Source organism: Pseudarthrobacter sp. HLT1-3 (genome assembly GCF_059383535.1).
In genome coordinates, this window is sequence record NZ_JBWZCJ010000001.1 from 1 (window position 1) to 21,031 (window position 21,031).

The following is a 21,031-nucleotide window of genomic DNA, read 5'->3' on the forward strand; positions in this document are numbered from 1 at the left end:
GGAGAGTAGGTCACCGCCGGAACATCATTACACGGTCGAGAGCCCCAACCACACAGGTCGGGGCTCTCCCGCATTTAACCCCCCAAACACCCGCCGGCGGGGCCCGCCGGGCCGCGGCAAGGGGGCTGGTACCGCCGTCGTACGCCTTGGGCAACGCGGGGCAGACCCCCGCCGGAACTGAGGGAGCGTCCGCTGACGGCGAAATATGCGTCCCAAAGACGCCGATTCGTGGGTTTTTCCTTGAAAAAGGCCGAAAACACGCGGAATTTCCCATCTCGGCGGCGGCAAGCTGGTAAGTTTTCGAACAGTGGCTTGTGCGCATGCCGCGTGCAGGCTCCAGAGATCATGACCGTCCAGGAGGACATAAATGGCTAAGAACCGAAGTGAACTTGTTGCAGAGGTAGCAGGCAAGGCCGGCACCAGCCAGGCAGCCGTCAACTCCGTGCTGGATGCACTGTTCGAGGTCTTCGAGACCTCCGTCGCCGCAGGCGAAAAGATCACCATCCCGGGCTGGCTCGCTGTTGAGCGCACCGACCGTGCAGCTCGCACCGGCCGCAACCCGCAGACCGGCGAGACCATTCAGATCGCCGCAGGCCACAGCGTGAAGCTGACCGCCGGGTCCAAGCTGAAGGCTGCTGTCTCCAAGAAGAAGTAGTCTTCTTGAACGCTTGAAAGGAGCGGCGACCCAATGGGTCGCCGCTCCTTTTTCATCAGGGTGCGCAGCAGGCTCGATTCGGCGAGCAGGCGGGGCGTAGCGGACAATGGACTTGTGCCTTCCGCAGCAAATCCCCGTGCCACAACAGCCGCCCCCACCCCGTCCGGGGGAGAGCGAGGTTCTGTTGCCGGTTCCGGCGGGGTCTCCCGCCCCTGGCTGTTCGCGGGTCTTGCAGTGTTGTTCCTGGCGCTTGCTGCAGCCCTGCTGTTCTCCGGGGCGGCAGCCGCCCGCGGGGTCTCTGACCCGGGCGGCCTGGTCCGCTGGGGGCTGCCGGTCAGCAAGGCCGTCCACAACACCTCGCTTGCCACAGTCATCGGCGGGCTGCTCTTCGCCGTAGGAATTCTGCCCCGCTCACTTGCCGGATCGCGGTCCAAGGCCAAGGATCTCCCGGAACACCCGGCGTTCACCCGGGCGCTGGCGGTCGCGGCCGCAGCGGGCGCCGTCTGGACACTCTCGGCGATTGCGGTGCTGGTGCTGAGCTACTCGGACATCGCCGGCCAGGAGGTCTCCGGGGACCCGGAGTACACCCGGTCCCTCGTCTACTTCATGACCGACATCGACTCGGGCCGCGCCTGGCTGGCCGTCGTCATCATCGCCGCCGTAGTCACCACCGCCCTCTTTGGCGTCCGCTCCCTGGGCGGCCTGACGGCAACCCTGCTGCTCTCCCTCATCGGACTCGTACCAGCCGCGCTGATCGGCCACTCCGCCAGCTCAGCCGACCACGAGGGCGCCATCAACTCGCTCGGCCTGCACCTGGTGGGGATATCAGCCTGGCTCGGCGGGATCATCATGCTGGTGCTGCTCTCCGGCGTGCTGGGAGGCGCGGCGTCCGGCTCCAAGGCGGGGAGCCGCCCGGATATCACCGAACCGACACTCCGTCGCTTCTCTTCCCTGGCCGGCTTCGCCTTCGTTCTGGTCTTCGCGTCCGGGGTGATCAATTCCAGCATCCGCCTCACCTCCTGGAACGACCTCTTCGGCTCGACGTACGGGCAGCTGATCCTCGCCAAAGCAGCAGCCACCCTCGTCCTCGGCGGCATCGGCCTGATGCACCGCCGCTGGGTCATCCCGCAGCTGGGGAGTCAACGCGGCGGACTGTCCGCCCGCCGCGTGCTCTGGCAGCTCGTCATCGCGGAGCTGCTGATCATGGGCGCGACGTCGGGCATCGCCGTCGCACTTGGCCGCTCAGCGCCGCCGCGAAGCGAGGCTCCGGTAACGGATGCCTCCCCGGCCTTTATCGTCTCCGGCTACGAGTTGCCACCGGAACTCACCCCGGAGCGCTGGCTGACCGAATGGCGGCTCGACTGGCTCTGGGTCGCCGTCGCGGTCTTTGGCCTCGTGGCCTACGTCCTCGGCCTGCGGAAGGTGCTCCGACGCGGGGACTCCTGGTCCTGGTTCCGGACCGTCAACTGGGTCATCGGTCTCGGGGTCCTGACCTATGTGACCTCCGGCCCGCCGGCAGTCTACGGCCGGGTGCTGTTCTCCGCGCACATGGTGGACCACATGGCCCTGACCATGGTGGCCCCGATCTTCCTGGTCCTCGGCGCCCCGGTGACACTGGCCCTGCGGGCACTCACGCCGCGGCGGGACAGCTCGCGCGGCCCCCGGGAATGGCTGCTGATCTTCGTGCATTCGAAGTTCTCCCAGCTGGTGACGCATCCGCTGTTCGCCGCCGCGAACTTTGCCGGCTCGATCGTGCTGTTTTATTACTCGGAAGCGTTCGGCTACGCGATGCGTGACCATGTGGGCCACGAGCTGATGAACCTGCACTTCGCACTCACCGGCTACATCTTCGTGCTGACCATGATCGGCACGGACCCGCTGCCCCGCCGCGCGCCGTACCCCATGCGGCTGCTGCTGCTCCTGGCCACGATGGGGTTCCACGCCTTCTTCGGCGTCGCCATCATGGGCGGAACCGGCCTGCTGGCCGCGGACTACTTCGGCAACCTGGGCCGGACCTGGGGCCCCTCAGCCCTGCTTGACCAGCAGATGGGCGGAGCGGTGGCATGGGGCATCGGCGAAGTGCCCACCCTGCTGGTTGCGATCGGCGTCGCCGTTATGTGGTCCCGCTCCGATGCGCGCGAGTCCAAGCGCACCGACCGGGCGGCAGACAGGAATAACGACGCCGATCTGACTGCTTACAACGATATGTTTGCCAAGCTGGCCGAGCGCGATGCCAAGCTTGCCGAACGCAACTCAAAGCTGGAAGGACGCTCATGACCGAAACCGTACGCACCCACCTCCGGGTCCGGGCCTCCGAGCTGGTCGGCCGCAACTGGCTGAACACCGGCGGCAAGTCCCTGGACCTGGAATCCCTGCGCGGCAAAATTGTGCTGCTGGACTTCTGGACGTTCTGCTGCATCAACTGCCTGCACGTGCTGGACGAACTCAGACCGCTCGAGCAGGAGTACTCCGACGTCCTCGTCACTGTCGGCGTGCACTCGCCCAAGTTCGAGCACGAGGCGGACCCGGTGGCCCTCGCTGCCGCCGTCGAGCGCTACGAGATCCGCCACCCGGTCCTGGACGATCCCGAGCTGGACACCTGGAAGGCCTACACGGCACGCGCCTGGCCTACGCTGGTGGTCATCGACCCCGAGGGCTACATCGTGGCCCACCTCTCCGGCGAAGGCCACGCTGACGGCCTCGCGGTGCTCATCCCTGAGCTGATCGCCGAGCACGAGGCCAAGGGCACCCTGCACCGGGGCGACGGACCCTATGTGGCGCCGGAGCCGACGTCGGGGACGCTGCGGTTCCCCGGGAAGGCCCTGTTCCTCCCCGCCGGCCGCGGCGTCGGAAGCGCCCCGGACGCGGGGTCCTGGCTGGTCACCGACACCGGGCACCACCGTCTCGTGGAACTCTCCACCGACTTCCAGACGGTGCTGGCCACCTACGGATCGGGCGCGAAGGGCCACCTCGACGGCAATGCCGCGGCGGCACGCTTCAACGAACCCCAGGGCCTGGTCCTGCTCCCCGTGGAAGCCGCCGTCGAGGCGGGCTACGACGTCGTGATCGCCGATACCGTGAACCACCGCCTGCGCGGTCTGAATCTCGGAGACGGAACCACCAGAACGCTGGCCGGCAACGGTGTCCAGCGGCTGCTGGAAACCGGACCGGCCAGGGTCGATGAGGAGGGCGTCGCCTACGGGGCCCGGCTGGAGGCGGACCCGCTGCAGGTCTCGCTTAGCTCGCCCTGGGACGTTGTCTGGTCCACCAAGCTGAACGCCGTCGTGGTTGCCATGGCCGGCGTGCATCAGATTTTCAGCTTCGACCCGCGCTCCGGGGCTGTCTCCATCATCGCCGGCAACGGACTCGAAGGCCTGCTGGACGGGCCGGCCGAGGAAGCCTGGTTCGCCCAGTCCTCCGGTCTCGCCGAGGACGCCGACGGCAACATCTGGGTGGCGGACTCCGAGACCTCGGCGCTGCGCAAGCTCGTGATCGGCGACGGCGGCGGCATCACCGTGGAGTCCGCTGTCGGCAAGGGCTTGTTCGACTTCGGCTTCCGCGACGGGCAGGCCTCCGATGCCCGGCTGCAGCACCCGCTGGGCGTCACCGTGCTGCCGGACGGCTCCGTGGCGATCGCGGACACCTACAACGGTGCCGTCCGCCGCTACGACCCCGCCTCCGGCACCGTCTCCACGCTGGCTCGCGGGCTGTCCGAGCCCTCCGATGTCATTGTGGACCACACGCAGGTGGCCGGCGCCGAACCTCTGCTGGTGGTGGTCGAGGCCAACAAGCACCAGTTGGTCTACGTGCCGATCCCCAAGGAAGCACAGCAGGTTGACGAGGGAGCGGCCCAGACCCACCGGCCCAAGAGCCCCGTGGCCCCCGGGCTGCTGGAGCTGACTATCCGTTTCACCGCACCGACCGGCCAGAAACTGGACGACCGCTGGGGCGATCCGACCCAGCTGAAGATTTCCTCGACCCCGCCGGAACTGCTGCTGGCCGGCGGCGGGACTTCGGTGGGCCTGCTCCGCACCCTGGAACTCTCCTCCGACGTGCCGGAGGGAGTGCTGCACATCACCGCCCGCGCCGCTGCCTGCGACGGCCCCGAGGATGCGGACGGTGAGATCCCGGACCACGCGGCCTGCCACCTGTACCAGCAGGACTGGGGCATTCCGGTGCTGCTGCAGGCCAACGGCGACACGGAACTGGTGCTGGACCTGCGCGGCATGGACTGAGTTCCATTCGTGCGGCCAAATTTGGCTGCTGTTCGTGACCAGGGCGTCACGGGCAGCAGCCTTTTGGCTTTAAACGGAGCCGGGATCCGCGCATTCCTCGGCCCGGCGGATGCGGCCAGCCGCAAAAAAACTGCGCCGGATGACGCGAGGATGTCCACATAGCTGGTGGGCGTTCCGGCCGCCCCCGGGTCGGCGAAGAATTGCCCTATGGATGTCTTCAGGGCTTTGGCCATCTGCGGGGGAGCGGCCCGAAGGCCCGCGCTCGCCCTTCTAGGGGCCGACGATGCGGCCCTGCGGCGGCGGTGCGGGCAAGCGTCCTCCAGCCGGTCCGCGGACTCTATGCACTCCCGACGACGCCGCCGGACCACATAGCGCTGTTGCAGCGGAGGCAGCTCATCACTTGCCGCAGCGCTGCGCCCTACCGTCTCTGGGCGGTGGAAACCGAGTTCCTGCGGGACAGGCTCCCGGGGAGACGCAATGGCCGCGCCCGCCAGGTCCTTCTCGGCCTCAAGCATCGATTCGGCACCATGGTTAAACGCCTCCGTCGTCACGGGCTGCGCGGTGCTCCGGTACTACTACGAGCACGTCATGTACTCACCGGCGCGAATGATGGCCGAAGCCCTGGCCGTCCTCGCCGGGCTGAATCTTCCACGGTCGGTGTCACGGCGGGCAGGTTATTGCGGGCCTGCAGCGACAAACTTAGCGGAAGACGGGCTGCGCGTGGACCGCTCACTGCGCAGCCGCTTACTGGCTCAGTAGCTCAGGAGCGGGGTGACCTTGACGGTGCCGGCGTCGACGTCCAGACGGGTGGTGAAGCTGAAATCGTGGACTGCGTTGACTTCCGCTACCGCCCCGGTGAACAGATCCACCTGTTGGGCCTTGATCCGCGCCTTGCCGTCCAGGGGGGCCACGAGCCAGCGTCCGTCGAAGGGCTCAATGCTGACGGTGGGGTATTCGGTGATGCTCCAGTCGATGGTGCCGTCGATGACGCGGTTGTTGGTCGTGTGGTAGAACGGGCAGTCCGGCTGGAGCTTCTGCTCTTTGTCGGCCGTGTCGGCGCAGCTGTCCAGGAACTCCTTGACCTTGCCGCTCACGGCGGACTTCAGTCCGTCGGTGGCCTCGGTCATCAGGTTCAGCGGGGCCACGGGCACGTCCCGGCCGGACAGCGTCGCCTTGGTGGGCGGGGCCGAGAAGTACTCACCGGCCAGGGACGCCTCGTACTCGCCCGGATAAAACACGGGGAAGAAGTTGCTGCCGTTGGGCATGTTCACCGGAACGCCATTGAGAGTGGCCTCGCTGGAGTTGACCACCGTGACGTCAAGGATCGGAAGGGCAGCCGGGACAAACGCCCACTTGTGGAAGAACAACCATTCCACGCCGGACTTCTCCAGCAGGAACTCCGTCCGCAACTGGCTGCCGTCGATCGTGTAGTCGATCGGCACCATGACCTGGTTTCCGCCGCGGTCCTCGGCGTCGCCGTACTTTACGCCGCTGATCCGCGCGGCCGCTGTCTGTAGCGCCGTGCCGTCCAGCATGGCGGGGTTGCCTTGGGGTACCGAGGCGCGTAACAGGCCCAGGGCCTTCTCGCCCTCGCCCTTCTGCAACGCATCGAGGTATTCGCGCACTGGCTGCTGCGGGCTCGCGATTGAGCCATTCACGATGTTGACCGCGACGATTGCCCCGGCCACGGCGAGCATCAGGCCCATCAGCCACCCGGCTGCGATTTTGACCAACGCCTGACTCATTTGCACGTACCTTACGTTACCTGCACCCCAGCGGATTCCTCTTGTCACAGGCGGCCCACCCTGGCAGGGCACTCCGGATCACCGCCCGGCCAGCCGGCAGGGGCAAGTCCGGGAGGGGTCCTAATGCTTCCCGGACCCCTAACGGCGGCGGCGTTTGGGGGCCGTGCCGAAGACTCCGCGCAACAGTTCGCGTCCGATCTGGGTTCCCAGCGACCGCGCCATGCTCTTGAGGCCTCCGCCGAGGGCGCCACCCAGGGCCCCTGCGAACCCGCCGCCGTCCGACGGCGGCCGTTCGGACTGCCGTGGTGCTTGGCGCGCAGGTGCCTGGCGCTCGGGTTCCGCGCGCTCGGGCGCCGGAGCGGGCCGGCTGCTGGGGCGGCCCAGGATTTCCTCCTCGATCCGCCGCGCGTCGGCGTCGACGTCGGCGGTGCCACCGACACCGCCGCCCGCGCTCGGAGCCGCCGCGGCGTCGTCGGACGAAGCGTTACCGGAGATCTTCTCGTAGGCGGACACGTTGTCGACGGCGGTGCCGTACATGGGCAGCAGCGCCGAGCCGGCCACGGTGCTGGAGATCAGCGCGTCGGCGCTGGGGCCCATCACGGATTCCGGTGCCCGCAGGCGGGTGAGTGCCACCGGAGTCGGAGCGCCCTTCTCGTTCATGACGGTGATGACAGCTTCGCCGATTCCGGCCGAGGTGAGGGTTTCCTCAAGGTCGTAGTCGCTCATTGGGAAGGTGGAGACCGTGGCCTTGAGCGCCTTGGCATCCTCCGGGGTGTAGGCACGGAGGGCGTGCTGCACGCGGTTGGCCAGCTGGCCCAGGACCTCAGCGGGGACATCCCTGGGGGTCTGGGTGACGAAGAAGATGCCGACGCCTTTGGACCGGATCAGCCGCACGGTGGTGGTGATGGCGTCCAGGAAGGCCTTCGAGGCGCCGTTGAACAGCAGATGGGCCTCGTCCAGGAAGAACACCAGCTTCGGCTTGTCCAGGTCGCCCGCTTCGGGAAGCTCGTCGAAGAGGTCGGCAAGGAGCCACATCAGGAAGGTGGAGAACAGCATCGGCTTGGTCTGCAGGGTGGGCAGTTCCAGGCAGGTGATGACGCCGCGCCCGTCCGGGGCGGTGCGCATCAATTCGGCGGTGTCGAACTCGGGCTCGCCGAAGAACTTCTCCATGCCCTGGGCCTCAAGGGTGATCAGTTCACGCAGGATGACACCGGCGGTCGCCTTGGACAGCCCGCCGAGTTCCTCGAGGTCGTCCTTGCCTTCCTTAGAGGTGAGGAACTGGATGACGGCGCGCAGGTCCTTCAGGTCGATCAGCTCGAGGTCGTTCTTGTCCGCGAAGTGGAAGACCAGCTGCAGGCTCGATTCCTGCGTGTCGTTGAGCTCCATGACGCGGGAGAGCAGGATGGGGCCGAAGGAGGTGACAGTGGCGCGGACCGGGATGCCGTAGCCGTCGCCGCCCAGGGCCAGGAACTCCACCGGGAACGTCTTGCCGGACCAGGTCTGGCCGATTCCATCCGTGCGGGCCAGCAGCTTCTCGCTGCCGGTGGCGGCCGTGGCGAGGCCGGAGAGGTCGCCCTTGATATCGGCGAGGAACACCGGGACCCCGGCGGTGGAGAGCTGTTCGGCCATCATGTGCAGGGTGACTGTCTTGCCCGTACCGGTTGCGCCGGCCACCAGCCCGTGGCGGTTCATCATGGAGAGCGGGAGCCGGACGGGAGCATCCTTGTGGACTTCGCCGTCGATGATCGCGGCGCCCAGTTCGATCGTGGGTCCCTCGAGGGTGTAACCCTTCTGGATGGTGGCGACTTTGTCTGCAGTGGATTTGATGGCCATGCCGACAGCTTAGCCGGGTCCGGCGTCGCTGGACCCGGCTAGAGCAGGTCTTACAACTGCAGTGTTATTCGGCGAGGGCCTTAACGACTTCCTTGGCCACATCCTCGCTGGATTGCGGGTTCTGGCCGCTGATCAGGTTGGCGTCGCGCACCACGTGGGAGGTCCAGGCGGCCGCGTTCTCAACGATCGCGCCTTTGCCTTTCAGCTCGTCCTCGACGAACCACGGCGTGTTGGCGCCGGTGCCGCCGTTGAGTTCCTCCTCGTTGGTGAACACGGTGACGCGCCGTCCCGCGAACGCAAACGCCCCGGCGTCGTCCGTGGCGCTCAGCAGACCGGCGGGGCCGTGGCAGAACGGGGCAATGACCTTGCCGGCCGTGTTCGCCGCAACCAGCAGCCTGCCGAGGTCGGCATCCCGGTAGAGGTCGGCCATCGGGCCGTGGCCGCCGGGCAGGACGATCGCAGCGTAGGCGGAGAGGTCGACGTCGGCCAGGGCCAGCGGCGCGGACAGCTCGTCGTCGAGCCCGGCCAGGTACTTCCGGAACCCGTCGGCGCGGTCCTGGCCGCCGGCGGACTCGGCGGCGAGGCTGACCTCGTCGACCGTGGGCTTCGCGCCGCTGGGGGTGGCCAGCTGGACTCTGTGACCGTCTTCGAGCAGGAGTCGGTGGGAAACCACCAGCTCCTCGGCCCAGAAACCGGTGGGGTGTTCGCTGCCGTCCCGCATGGTGAGGGAATCAGCGGCGGATACGACCATCAGGATGTTAGCCATGTGAAGCTCCTGTTCTGCCGGCCCCACGGCCGGCGTTGAAAACTTGAGAGGGCCCCGTTCGGGGCTTCGAGTCCGGCCTGCGGGGCGTTGCCGGCCCATAGGGGCGGAAACTCCGTAAGGCGGCTGAGTATTCCGTTCGCCGACTCGCGCGTCGGCTTTCCGGGACCCGGGCCGGGCGCGGAAGTAAGCTGGGGTATGGCTACCCGGGTATTGACCAAGCTTGCTTCCGCCGCCATCACCCTTGGCCTCGTGCTGCTGGGCGGAGGGCCGGCCGCCGCGGCCCCGCCGCCGTCCAACCCGGTCGGCATCGACGTTTCGTGGCCACAGTGCGGAAAGACCCTCCCGAAAAAGCCAGCATTCGCCATCGTCGGGGTGAACAACGGCCTCGCCAACACCACCAACCCGTGCCTGGCAGCCCAGCTCGCGTGGGCAGACACCGCCCCGGACCCGGCGATCACCCCCCAGCCGAGGGTCGCGCTGTATGTCAATACGGCAAATCCGGGCCTGCAGGGATCATGGTGGCCGAAATCGAACCACTACGGCGGCGTCGACGTGCCCAACCCGTACGGCGTGTGTAGCAGCGAACCGGACGATTTCAGAGCCTGCTCGTACATGTACGGCTACGCCAAGGCGTACGACGACGCCACGATCCGCGGAGTCGCCAATCCGCAGGACTACCTGTGGTGGCTGGATGTCGAGACCGAAAACAGCTGGCAGCCCGTCAAGGCCGACAACGTCGCCGACCTGGAGGGAATGGCCGCCTACTTCAAGAGCATCAAAGCCGACGTCGGCCTCTATTCCACCGGCTACCAGTGGGGACAGATCGCCGGGACGGTCCCGTCCAGCAGCCCGCTCGCAGGTTTGCCCAGCTGGCTGGCGGGTGCGCGGTCGCTGACGGGGGCCAAGGCCAATTGCTCCTTGCCGGCGCTCACACCCGGCGGCCGGGTGGCCCTGACGCAGTACGTTTCCGGCGGCCTGGACTACAACTATTCCTGCCCTGACCCTGATCTGGACTAGGCGCCACCGCCGGCGCGCGGTGGCGGGACCGGCCGTGAGGCCCGTTTATGGCCTGCGCCGCCGCTAGGGCAGAAATATCCGGGAGCCCGGCGTCGTTGTCCATTGTGTGCGTGTGCCGGGACCCGGCGCTGCGCCAGAGACTCCCCGCTACGAAAGGCCGGCTTTTCCGTGACTGTTCCGCTTTCCATCCTTGACCTGGCAACCATCGGCAAGGGCCAGACGGCGGCAGAGAGCTTCGCGGGAAGCGTGGCCATGGCACAGCTCGCCGAGAAGCTCGGCTACCGCCGCGTCTGGTACGCCGAGCACCACAACATGTCGGCCATCGCCTCCTCGGCCACCAGCGTGCTGATCGCCCACATCGCCGCCCAGACCGAGAGGATCCGGCTCGGCGCCGGCGGCGTGATGCTGCCCAACCACTCGCCGCTGACCATCGCCGAGCAGTTCGGCACTCTCGAAACCCTGCACCCGGGCCGGATTGACCTGGGACTGGGCCGCGCGCCCGGGAGCGACCAGAACACGCTGCGCGCCCTGCGCCGGGACCCGATGTCCGCGGACAGCTTCCCGCAGGACGTGCTGGAACTTCAGGGCTACCTGACCGGCCCCACGCGCATCCAGGGCGTGGAAGCCACCCCCGGCAAGGGCACCAGCGTGCCGCTCTACATCCTCGGATCCTCGCTCTTCGGAGCCAAGCTCGCCGCGCAACTTGGCCTGCCGTACGCCTTCGCCTCGCACTTCGCGCCGAACGCACTCCAGGACGCCGTCGCCATTTACCGCCGCGACTTCCAGCCCTCCGCGCAGCTTGACGCCCCGCACGTCATTGCCGGAGTCAACGTGATCGCAGCGGATTCCGCTGCCGAGGCGCAGGAGACGTTCCAGGCCACCAAACGAGCGCGCGTCGCGCTGTTCTTCGGCAACGGCCGCGAATTCAGCGACGACGAGGCGGACATGATCCTGGACTCGCCGCAGGGCCAGCACGTCGCGCAGATGATGAAGTATTCCGCCGTTGGAACACCGGACGCCGTGCTGGAATACCTCGACGGATTCACCGCCCATGCCGACGCCGACGAGCTGATCGTCGCGCACCAGAGCACCGGCACGAAGGCGCGGCTGCGGTCGGTGCAGCTGCTGGCCGACGTCGCCGGCCTGGTCCGGGTCTAAACGCCGGAGGCTGCGCCCCGATGGGCTTCGCGGGAGTCCGGCGGCAGCGGCGCCGTGGGTCCGGCGCACGCGGATGTTACATAGCTGCAACAACCGGGACACCCGCGGGAAATGGGCCGGGCGGATACTGGAAGTACGTCCTTTACGGGCGGTCTCATGCAGGCATTGGGGACTAATCAAAGGACTCCGCGCATGCCCACCCCGCTCAACCAGTCCTTGGCCGACTCTGCTCTCCTGACGAAATCGCTGCCGCTGGGCCTGCTCCGCGCCTTTGTGCAGACCAACGCCGCGGACGACGGCCTGACGCCGCAGCTGCTGGCGGAACTCAAGATCCTGGCCCGCACGCCCGGGCTGCTCGTGGCCTGCAACTATGGCGGGACCCTGTGCAGCGCGGAAGGCATTTCCACCGAGACCCTGCCGTTGGGCAGTGCTGCGATTGCGCTCCGGGCGCTGGCCGCCCTTCCGAACACCCACGCCGCCGTCATCTCGGGACGGTCCCTGCGTGACCTGGCGGCCGTCTCCCGGCTCCCCGCCGAAGTGCACCTGGTCGGCTCGCACGGCGCGGAGTTCGACATGGGGTACGCCCACGGCCTGTCCCTCGCCACCGAATCGTTGCTGCAGCAGGCCAGCCAGGCGCTCGCCGAAACCGTGGGCGCGTACCGCGGCATCACCATCGAGCGGAAGCCCGTCGCCGTGTCCGTGCACACCCGCCCGGCCGCCCCCGACGTGGCAGCGCTGGCCATGCAGCAGGCGGAGGAAATCGCCCGGGCGCACGGGCTGTCCTTCATTGTGGACGGCTCGGTCCTGGACCTGTCCGTGGTGGAGCCGGCCAAGGCCGGCGCACTGGAACACCTGCGCTCCATGCTTGGCGTCAGCGCGGCCCTTTACGCGGGGGACGCGGCCAGCGATGAGTTCGCAATGCAGACCCTGCGCGGACCCGACATGGCGCTACGGGTAGGGGAGGGCCCGACAGTGGCTGGGCACCGGCTCCGGGATCCGGAGTCCTTTGCCAGGGTCCTTGCCATCCTTTTTGAACTCCGCCGGGCCTGGCTGTTCGGGGAGGACGCCGTTGGGCTGGAGCGGCATTCCATGATCGGCAACGGGTCCTCCACGGCACTCATCACGCCGGACGCCCGGATCTGTTGGATGAGCCACCCGCTGCCCGACTCGGGATCCCTTTTCGCCCACCTTCTCGGCGGCGATGCGGCCGGTCATTTTTCGGTCGAGCCGGTGAAGGCCTCGCAAGTCCTGGGGCAGCGCTATGTGGACAGCACCATGATCGTGGAAACCCGCTGGGCGGATGTCACCGTCACCGACTACCTGGAGCCGGCACCGGAAGGCGTCACCAGCCTGGTCCGGGTCCTGTCGGGCACCGGAGCGGCGCGGATTGTCTTTGCGCCCCGCCCGGACTACGCCAACGCGTCCTTCAGCATGGAAGCCCGCGGCGAGGAGCTGCACCTCGTGGGCACCGCGGATCCCATCACCCTGCTGGCACCCGGGGCTGACTTTTCCATCACCTCTGACGGGCGGCATGCCACCGCCACCGCCGAAGTGGACCTCCGGCACGGCCCGGTGGTGCTGAACCTGCGCTGCGGCGACACAGCACCGCAGCGCACCCAAGCTCCCGAGGAAAACTCGCGCCGCGCCGCCGTCGCGCATCATTCCCGGCGCTGGGTGCAGTCCCTGCAGCTGCCCGCGGTGAAACCCTCCCTGGTCCGCCGCTCGGCCCTGGTGCTCCGCGCCCTGGTCCACGAGCCCACCGGCGCGGTCCTGGCTGCGCCCACGACGTCGCTGCCGGAAGGGATCGGCGGCACGCGGAACTGGGACTACCGGTACTGCTGGCTGCGCGACGGCTCCATGACGGTCAACGCACTCGTGGATCTCGGGTCGACGTCCGAGGCGGACGGTTTCCTGGCCTGGCTGGGGCGGATCCTGGCCCACGCCCCCCGACCGGAATGGCTCCACCCGCTGTATTCGGTGACCGGGTCGCCACTGTCCACTGAAGCCATCATCGAAAGCCTCCCCGGCTACGCGGGCTCCCGCCCGGTCCGGATCGGCAACGCCGCGGACCACCAGGTGCAGCTGGACGTCTTCGGGCCGATCGCCGAGCTGATCGACGCCCTGGCCGCCCGGCGCGGAAATCTGGCCGACGCCCACTGGGAGCTGATGGTGCAAATGGCCTCCGCCGTGCTGGCCCGCTGGCACGAGCCGGACCACGGGATTTGGGAGGCCCGGCGGGCGCCGCGGCACCACGTCTACTCCAAGGTGATGTGCTGGGTGACGCTGGACCGGGCACTGCGCACCGCCGTGCGGCACGGCCGGACACCGCTGCCCGCCTGGAAACCGGCCGCTGACGCCATCCGGAACGAAGTCCTGAGCGAAGGCTGGGACGAGAGTTCGGAATCCTACACCGTCGCCTACGACAGCCCGGACCTGGACGCCGCGGTGCTGCACATTGGCCTTTCCGGGCTGCTCGACGTCAGCGACCAGCGCTTCCTGGACACCGTCACGGCGGTGGAACGGGAACTGCGCGTGGGTCCCACGGTGTTCCGCTACCGGTACGACGACGGACTGCCGGGCCTGGAGGGCGGCTTCCACATCTGCACCACCTGGCTGATCGAGGCCTACGTTGCGGTGGGCCGGATCGAGGAGGCGTGGGACCTGTTCGACCAGCTGGTCAACCTGTTCGGGCCGACCGGGCTGCTGCCGGAGGAGTACGACCCGGACACCGAAACGCATCTGGGAAACCACCCGCAGGCATACTCGCATCTGGGTTTCATCCGCTGCGCCAGGCTGTTGGACGCACTGCCCAAGAACTAGAGCCTCCGCCGGAGCCTCGACCTGTTGCCTGCTTTGCCCGCTGTTCCGCTGTCCGCGTTGGTCCTGCTATTCGCAGGCGACACCGTCGCGGTCGCCGTCCATCTGCACGCGGTAGCCCGGCTGGCCTGCCCGCAGCGGCGCGGCACCGGCGGCGCGGGCCGCCGCGCAGTTGGCGTAATACGCCGCTGCCGGGTCCGGTGCCGGGGCGGCGGGCGCCGGCGCTGGGGTCGCCGCCTGCATCGGGGGAGGCGGCGGCGCCTGGCTGGTGGGGGCGGCCAGGTCCGGGCAGCCGCCGAGAACCCGGGTCATTGCATCGTGCTCGGCCTGGGTAACCCACAGCCCGTAGCTGGACTTGACCGAGATCTGGCGGGCCACGTAGTCGCAGCGGTAGGACTTGTTCGCGGGCAGCCAGGTGGCGGCGTCGCCGTCGCTCTTTTGCTGGTTGGCGGGACCGTCCACCGCGAGCAGGTTCAGCGGATCGTTGGCGAAGGCGAGCCGCTGGGCCGCGGTGAGTTGCTGTGCCCCCTTTTGCCAGGCGTCGCTGAGCGCCACCACGTGGTCGATCTGCACGGCGTCGCTGGTGTTGCTGCCGCGGAGAAAGTTGATCAGCGTTGCCGTGTAGGGGTCGTTGAGGATGCCGGAGAGGACGACGCAGTCCCGGGTGCCGGGTTTCAGGGCGAGGTCGGCGAGGTCCCGGCGGAGGATGTCATTGCGGGTGTCGCAGCCGTTGCGGTCGGTGTCTGCCCAGGCTTGGCCGAACTGGTCGCGCGAGTAACCCGTTTTGGGCGCCCGGCCCTTCACCGGGATCGTGGCCAGCACGTCCAGGACCTTGGCGGCGGGGGCAGGTTGCTGGGCCGCGCGGCCCGCCCCCTCGCTCGCGCCGGGCTCCGGGTCCAGCCGGACGCCGGGTGTCGGTGAGGCGGCCGCGGCGGTGCTGGCCGTGGAACTCGCGGCGGGCGGGGCCGCGGCCGGAGCCGTCCCAGTGTTGGCGCACGCCGTCGCGGAGACCAGCAGCAGCCCGGCCAGCCCGGCCGCGACCCAGTCGACAGCTCCGGACCTGGCGCCGCCGCGTGTTCTGACCCTGTGCAATTCTCCCCATTTCGTGCTGTTGCGCGGGGGTGCCCGAGCAACGTCTTAAGACCGGTCCCAGCCTACCGCTGCGCACAGCAACGCGGGGTCACTTCGCGCCGGTGCCGGGGCCCGGGATGGGCGCGAAGTGACCCCGCGTTGGTCCTGGCGTGGCGCGGTGGGGGTCAGCGGACTCCTGGCCGGGCGGCCGAGAAGATGGCCGGCGCCGGGCCTTCGCCGGTGGCGAGGTCCGCGAGGATGCGCCCGATGACAGGAGTGAACTTGAAGCCATGGCCGGAGAAGCCCGCCCCGATCACCAGCGGTCCGATGCGGTCAAGGATGAAGTTCTCGTCCACGGTGGTGGTGTACGTGCAGCTGATGTCGGTGAGGGAGCCGGCATCCACTCCGGGCAGCCATCGCCGCGCGTACTGCTGCAGCGCCGCCAGCTGTGCAGGCTCCGGCGTGAAAGACCTCCGGTCCGGGTCCACGACCGGTCCCACGCCGTGCCAGCCGGCCTTGATTCCCTCGCCCGGGGTCTGCATGCCGTAGACCGGTGAATACCAGTCCGCGTATTCCGCACCGGAGCCGGGAGCATGGTTGAACCCGGGCCAGACGGCGCCCGGGTCCGCGACGGCGAAGTGCGCCGGCTGTTCCTGGGTGACGGTCAGCCGGGGGAGGGGCGCCATCCCGCCGAGCAACTTGGAGGTCCAGGCCCCGGCGGTGACTACGGCCTGCCGGGCGGCCAGCATCTCGGTGCGCCCGCCGGAATCGACCGTGAGCCGGACGCCGTCGTCGTCCAGATCGATGTCCAGCACCTTGACCCGGTGCCGGATGTCGGCCCCGCGGGCGGCGGCGAGACGTTGCAGCACCGGCAGGGCGGCGTCGGGATTCAACTGCCCGCCGTCGGGCATGTGCAGGACCTGCTGGTCGAACCGGATGCCGCGCCAGCGTTCGGCGGCTGCCGCGGCACTGAGGAATTCGGCCCGCAGGCCGGCACCGTGCAGGGCGTTCTGCACGTCGTGCAGCCGCGGATCGGGCCCGTGGTTCACGACGCCGGTGCGCGCGAGCAGGCGCTCGCCGCCGTCGGCCTCGAGCTCGTCCCACAGGCGAACGGCCTCGGCGAGCATGGCCACGTAGTTCGGATCGGCGTAGCCGGGGTTGAAGTTGCGCGTGGCGCCGTGGGAGGCGCCGTTGCGGTGACCGGGACTGAACTGTTCCAGCAGCGTCACGGCCCGTCCTCGGCTGGCGAGGGCCCAGGCCGCCGCCGAGCCCATGGCCCCGCCTCCGATGATGACGGTGTCCAGGCTGGTTCTCATTTGTCCTCCGGAGGGTGTGGTGCGGGATACGCGGAAGCGTCGACGGCCGGACGTTCAGGCCAGGAGCAGCGCGACGCCGATCATGGCAGGCACCGCGACGATGGTCGTGATCAGGATGGTGTCCTTAGCGACGGTGAGGCCGGTCCGGTAGCGGTTGGCGATGACAAAGACGTTCTGGGCGCTGGGCAGGGCGGAGGTGACCACCGCGGCGAACAGTGCGTGGCCGTCCAGGTGCAGGACGAAGCGGGCAAAGAGGTACGCCAGCAGGGGATGGACAATGAGCTTGAAGCCGCTGGCCAGCAGGGTGTCGGCACGGCGCCCGGCCGAGGCCTGCAGCGGGCGGGACCCGTTCAGGCTCATCCCGAAGGCGAGCAGCATGGCCGGAATCGCTGCCCCGCCGATCAGGTGGATAGGCTCCATCACCAGAGGCGGCACCTGCCAGCCGGTGGCGGCCACCGCCAGGCCAAGGCCGGAACCAACGATCATGGGGTTCCGCAGGATCATCAGCAGGAAGCTCAGCGGGGTGGTCCGGTGCTTGCTGGTGGTGGCGTCCAGGAGCATCAGGAACAGGGGAGTGAAGAACGCCAGCTGGAAGATCAGCAGCGGCGCCACATAGCTTGCATCCCCCAGGACGTAAACGGCGATGGGGATACCGAGGTTCGCGGAGTTGGCCAGCGAAGCGCTCATTGAGGACAGCAGTGATTCCGGCAGGGAGCGCTTGAGCAGGAAGCGGACGATGCCGAAGAAAAGTGCCGCGGTCGTGATGGCACCGACCGCGGCGACCAGCAGCGGGGCGGCGAAAACGTCGTGGACTTTGGCCTTGCTCAGGGTGTCGAACAGCAGGGCGGGGCTGGCGACGAAGAAGGTCAGCGCGCTGAGCACGGAGCGGGCGTTCTCGCCCAGGATTCCCCGCCGGCCAACGAACATGCCCACCAGGATGATGCACCAGACCACGAAGAATCCGGCGAGGACGCCTAGCACGCGGCGCTCAGCATGGAAGGCAGGGGAAGGGCGGCAGTCACCCTTCCAGAGTAATCAGCTTTATTTGCGCGGGCCGGCTGTTACGGCAGAAGTATGAATGTCAGTTGAGCGCGGCGTTGTTCAGCGCGTAGGGCGGCCGCATGATCCCGGGGGTATGACCCTCCGCGGGGTCGCTGCCGATCTGGACAATCTTGTTGTCCTTGTCCACATGGACCACCTTGGGGCTGTAAGCCTTGGCCTCATCCGTGGTCATCTGGGCGTAGGTGATCAGAATAATGATGTCGTTCTCGTGCATCAGATGCGCGGCGGCACCGTTGATCCCGATGACCCCGGATCCGCGCTCGCCGGCAATCGTGTAGGTTTCCAGCCGGGCGCCGTTGGTGACGTCGACAATGGAGACCAGCTCGCCGGGCAGGATATCGGCAGCTTCCAGCAGGTCCAGGTCCACGGTGACCGAGCCGACATAGTGGAGGTCCGCGTGGGTGACCGTGGCGCGGTGGATTTTGGACTTGAATATTGTGCGATTCATAACGGGACAAGTCTAGCGCCGGGCTGGCGGGAGCGCTGTGAGCCATCCAACACCGTCCGCGGGGTCACGGGGTCACGGGGTCATGGGGTCAGGGGTGCGGGGCCGCGGGGCCACGGGCTTAAGCTGCGGCCGGAATCGACGCCGCCGTCTCGGCCAGGATCTCGCGGGTCGCCAGGATGGCCGGGCGTTTCGCGCTGGAGCGCCGGACCGAGGTGAAGATGGTCCGGTGCGGGTCGCCCGGCAGGGTGATCAGCTGCGACGTCGTGCCTCTGCCCGTCCAGACCAGGTCCGGCATCAGGGCCACGGCGTTCCCGGACTCGATCAGCCGGATCTGCGCCTGCAGGTCGGCTGTCTCGAAGCGGACGTCGGGCTCGAACCCGGCACTGCGGCACGCCTGCTCGGCCCAATGCCGCGACGCCGCCCCGCGGGGCTCCATCACCCAGGGCAGCCCGGCGGTATCCGTCAGGGACGTGATGGCCGCCCCGCCGGGGGTGCGCGGCGGAACCGCGAGCCGGATCGCATCGCTCGTGAGGTGGAGGCGGTCGAGTTCGGCATACCGGGGGGCCGCGTGGCCGGGGTAGTGCTCGGCAATCACCAGGTCGAAGTCCCGTGCCCAGGTCTCATGCAGCGCGGTCTCGGGTTCCCGCTGGGTCATCTCGATCCGCACTTCGGGATAACGCGACGTCATCCGGGTGAGGGCGTCCGGCATCAGGGCCAGCGCCGCGGACTGGAAGACGGCAATGCGGACCGTTCCGGTCACAGTCGTCAGGGAGGCTGCCAGGTCGGCCTCGGCCTGTTCCAGCGTTTCCAGCAGGTGGGCCGTGTGGGCCACCAGGACTTCGGCCTGCGGAGTGAGCTGGACCCGGCGTCCGGTCTTGCGAAGCAGCTGGACGCCCGCTTCCTTTTCCAGCAGGGCCAGCTGCTGCGAGACCGACGACGGGCTGTACTGGAGTGCCTCAGCTACCTCGGCCAGGGTGCCCCGGATCTTCAGCTCGCGCAGCAGACGCAATCGCCGGACATCCAGCATTCTAATTCCTTTGTGATTCTAATGAATATTGATTAGGAGAATTCACTTTATCTAATGCAATTCGGATTGCATACTGTTGAGACCGAGTAACCCCCATCACTGGGTGGATTGATGGGTATCACACCTGAGCGGGAGACCCTGATGACTGCAAAAGATATAGACAGGTCGATCATGCGGCAGAAGCCCATCGACGACATCGAGGAAGAAAACCTCCACAGCGGCTTGTTCAAGAGCCTCGGGCTGTGGCAACTGACCGCCATCGGCGTCGGCGGCATCATCGGCGTCGGCATCTTCTCGCTGGCGGGCCTGGTGGCCCACGGCAGCGAATCCGAACCCGGCGTCGGCCCGGCCGTGCTGTTCTCCTTCCTGATCGCGGGACTTGCCTCGGCGGCCGCGGCCTTGTCCTACGCGGAATTCGCGGGCATGATCCCGCGGGCCGGCTCGGCGTACACCTACGGCTACGTGGCGCTCGGCGAAATCATCGGCTGGTTCATTGGCTGGGACCTGCTGCTGGAATACATCGCGATTGTGGCCGTGGTGGCGATCGGCATTTCCGGCTACTTCGCCGCCTTCCTATCCGGCATCGGCATCCAGATGCCTGTCTGGATGACCGCCACCCCGGATGAAGGCACCGGTGGCATCGTCAACATCCCGGCGATCGTCGTCTGCCTCATCGTCACTTGGATCCTGTCCCGGGGCACCAAGACCTTCGGCCGCTTCGAACTCGTGGCCGTCGCCATCAAGGTGGTCCTGATCCTGTTCATCATCGGCCTCGGCATCTTCTACATCGATACCGGAAACTACAACCCGTTTATGCCCAGCGGGTTCGGCCCGGTCGTTGCGGGCGCGGCGACGGTCTTCTTCGCCGTGTTTGGCTACGACGCAATGAGCACCGCTGCGGAAGAGGCGACCGACGGCAAGAAGCACATGCCGAAGGCCATCATCCTGTCCCTCATTATTGCGATGCTCCTGTACGTCGCGGCAACCCTGGTCCTCACCGGCATGCAGAACTATCAGGACATCGACCCCAAGGCCGGCTTTGCCTCGGCGTTCAACGGAGTGGGCCTGCCGGTGATCGCCACGATCATCTCGGTCTTTGCCGTGCTGTCCATTTTGACCGTGATGCTCACCTTCCTGCTCGGCGTCACCCGCGTCTGGTTCTCGATGAGCCGCGACGGACTGCTCCCCGGCTGGTTCGCCAAGACTGACCGCCACGGCACCCCGCAGCGTGTCACCTGGATCGCCGGCGTCGCCTCCGCCCTGTTGGCCGGCGTGTTCCCGATCAAGGCGGTTGCCGACCTGACAAACATCGGCATCCTGGCCGCGTTCGTCGTCGTCTGCGCCGCGGTCATCGTGTTCCGTTACAAGAAGCCCGACGCCCCGCGCACCTTCCGGCTGCCGTTCATGCCGCTGGTTCCGGCGTTCGGCGTACTGGCGTCGGCGTTCCTGATGTTCCAGTTGCACTGGGAGACCTGGATGCGGTTCGGCGTCTGGCTCGTCATCGGCCTGGCCATCTACTTCGGCTACGGCCGTAAGCACTCGCTGATGAATCCGGACAGTCCGCGGCACGAGGAACTCGTCGAGATGCACCGCCACACCGGCTGACCCCCCAACGCTCCCTCACTTCCTGCGGCAAATAACCGGACGCTCCCTCGGATCCGGCCCAATCTCGGCGAACCCTCTCTCACTCCGTGGGGGAGGGTTCGCCGTTTCGCTGCCGGAAGTGAGGGAGCGTCGCCCGAAACGCTGCCGGAAGTGAGGGAGCGTCGGGGGGGTGGGTTGCGGTCGTGGCGGAGGTCGCAGACCGCTCAATTTTTCTAACCAGTATTGCTCAAAAAACATCGCTTTATCTTATGAAAATCCGGGCCCATACTGAATTTA

At 67.7% G+C, this 21,031-nt stretch carries 15 protein-coding genes; 7 read left to right on the forward strand and 8 right to left on the reverse strand.

What is annotated here, in order from left to right; all coding sequences use genetic code 11:
* The first annotated feature begins 367 nt into the window (after positions 1 to 367).
* The 3 genes from AC50X9_RS00005 (at position 368) to AC50X9_RS00015 (ending at position 4,890) form a co-directional block, all read left to right on the forward strand.
* Positions 368 to 655 carry an HU family DNA-binding protein gene (locus AC50X9_RS00005; RefSeq protein WP_024367639.1) on the forward strand — a complete coding sequence of 96 codons (288 nt, stop codon included), beginning with the start codon at positions 368 to 370 and terminating at the stop codon, positions 653 to 655.
* A 114-nt stretch (positions 656 to 769) separates the two neighbouring features.
* The gene (locus AC50X9_RS00010) at positions 770 to 2,932 is read left to right on the forward strand and encodes a bifunctional copper resistance protein CopD/cytochrome c oxidase assembly protein (RefSeq protein ID WP_494888762.1); all 2,163 of its coding nucleotides are present in this window, start codon (positions 770 to 772) and stop codon (positions 2,930 to 2,932) included.
* Positions 2,929 to 4,890, forward strand: coding sequence for an NHL domain-containing thioredoxin family protein (locus tag AC50X9_RS00015; protein WP_494888764.1), 1,962 nt, complete (start codon positions 2,929 to 2,931; stop codon positions 4,888 to 4,890). Before AC50X9_RS00010 ends, AC50X9_RS00015 begins: the two co-directional genes overlap by 4 nt.
* 752 nt (positions 4,891 to 5,642) lie before the next feature.
* Here AC50X9_RS00015 and AC50X9_RS00020 read toward each other — a convergent pair.
* The 3 genes from AC50X9_RS00020 to AC50X9_RS00030 form a co-directional block, all read right to left on the reverse strand.
* On the reverse strand, positions 5,643 to 6,635 hold the full coding sequence (locus tag AC50X9_RS00020) for a hypothetical protein (protein ID WP_494888766.1): 993 nt from the start codon (positions 6,633 to 6,635) through the stop codon (positions 5,643 to 5,645).
* A 138-nt stretch (positions 6,636 to 6,773) separates the two neighbouring features.
* Positions 6,774 to 8,468 (reverse strand): helicase HerA-like domain-containing protein, encoded by a 1,695-nt coding sequence (locus tag AC50X9_RS00025; RefSeq protein ID WP_494888768.1) that lies wholly within the window; start codon positions 8,466 to 8,468, stop codon positions 6,774 to 6,776.
* 64 nt (positions 8,469 to 8,532) lie between these two features.
* Entirely contained in the window at positions 8,533 to 9,234 is a 702-nt protein-coding gene (locus AC50X9_RS00030) for a type 1 glutamine amidotransferase domain-containing protein (RefSeq protein WP_494888770.1), read from the reverse strand.
* A 195-nt stretch (positions 9,235 to 9,429) separates the two neighbouring features.
* Here AC50X9_RS00030 and AC50X9_RS00035 point away from each other — a divergent pair, with 195 nt between their 5' ends.
* The 3 genes from AC50X9_RS00035 to AC50X9_RS00045 all read left to right on the forward strand — a co-directional run bounded on the left by AC50X9_RS00035 (position 9,430) and on the right by AC50X9_RS00045 (position 14,229).
* Positions 9,430 to 10,251 (forward strand): glycoside hydrolase family 25 domain-containing protein, encoded by an 822-nt coding sequence (locus AC50X9_RS00035; protein WP_494888772.1) that lies wholly within the window; start codon positions 9,430 to 9,432, stop codon positions 10,249 to 10,251.
* A gap of 168 nt (positions 10,252 to 10,419) precedes the next feature.
* Entirely contained in the window at positions 10,420 to 11,409 is a 990-nt protein-coding gene (locus AC50X9_RS00040; protein ID WP_494888774.1) for an LLM class flavin-dependent oxidoreductase, read from the forward strand.
* A 192-nt stretch (positions 11,410 to 11,601) separates the two neighbouring features.
* Positions 11,602 to 14,229, forward strand: a complete 2,628-nt coding sequence (locus AC50X9_RS00045) for a trehalase-like domain-containing protein (RefSeq protein WP_494888776.1) — start codon at positions 11,602 to 11,604, stop codon at positions 14,227 to 14,229.
* A 66-nt stretch (positions 14,230 to 14,295) separates the two neighbouring features.
* On the opposite strand, the gene AC50X9_RS00050 is transcribed toward AC50X9_RS00045, so the two are convergent.
* The 5 genes from AC50X9_RS00050 to AC50X9_RS00070 all read right to left on the reverse strand — a co-directional run bounded on the left by AC50X9_RS00050 (position 14,296) and on the right by AC50X9_RS00070 (position 19,150).
* Positions 14,296 to 15,318 (reverse strand): GmrSD restriction endonuclease domain-containing protein, encoded by a 1,023-nt coding sequence (locus tag AC50X9_RS00050; protein ID WP_494888778.1) that lies wholly within the window; start codon positions 15,316 to 15,318, stop codon positions 14,296 to 14,298.
* A 164-nt stretch (positions 15,319 to 15,482) separates the two neighbouring features.
* Positions 15,483 to 16,613, reverse strand: a complete 1,131-nt coding sequence (locus AC50X9_RS00055; RefSeq protein WP_494888780.1) for an FAD-dependent oxidoreductase — start codon at positions 16,611 to 16,613, stop codon at positions 15,483 to 15,485.
* Positions 16,614 to 16,667: 54 nt separating this feature from the next.
* A complete protein-coding gene (locus AC50X9_RS00060) occupies positions 16,668 to 17,594 on the reverse strand; it encodes an AEC family transporter (protein ID WP_494888782.1) in 927 nt (308 codons plus the stop codon).
* Positions 17,595 to 17,694: 100 nt separating this feature from the next.
* Positions 17,695 to 18,123 carry an aspartate 1-decarboxylase gene (panD, locus tag AC50X9_RS00065; protein WP_494888784.1) on the reverse strand — a complete coding sequence of 143 codons (429 nt, stop codon included), beginning with the start codon at positions 18,121 to 18,123 and terminating at the stop codon, positions 17,695 to 17,697.
* A 118-nt stretch (positions 18,124 to 18,241) separates the two neighbouring features.
* The gene (locus tag AC50X9_RS00070) at positions 18,242 to 19,150 is read right to left on the reverse strand and encodes a LysR substrate-binding domain-containing protein (RefSeq protein WP_494888786.1); all 909 of its coding nucleotides are present in this window, start codon (positions 19,148 to 19,150) and stop codon (positions 18,242 to 18,244) included.
* 141 nt (positions 19,151 to 19,291) lie between these two features.
* On the opposite strand from AC50X9_RS00070, the gene AC50X9_RS00075 reads away from it, so the two are divergent.
* A complete protein-coding gene (locus AC50X9_RS00075; protein ID WP_494888788.1) occupies positions 19,292 to 20,755 on the forward strand; it encodes an amino acid permease in 1,464 nt (487 codons plus the stop codon).
* Positions 20,756 to 21,031: the final 276 nt, after the last annotated feature.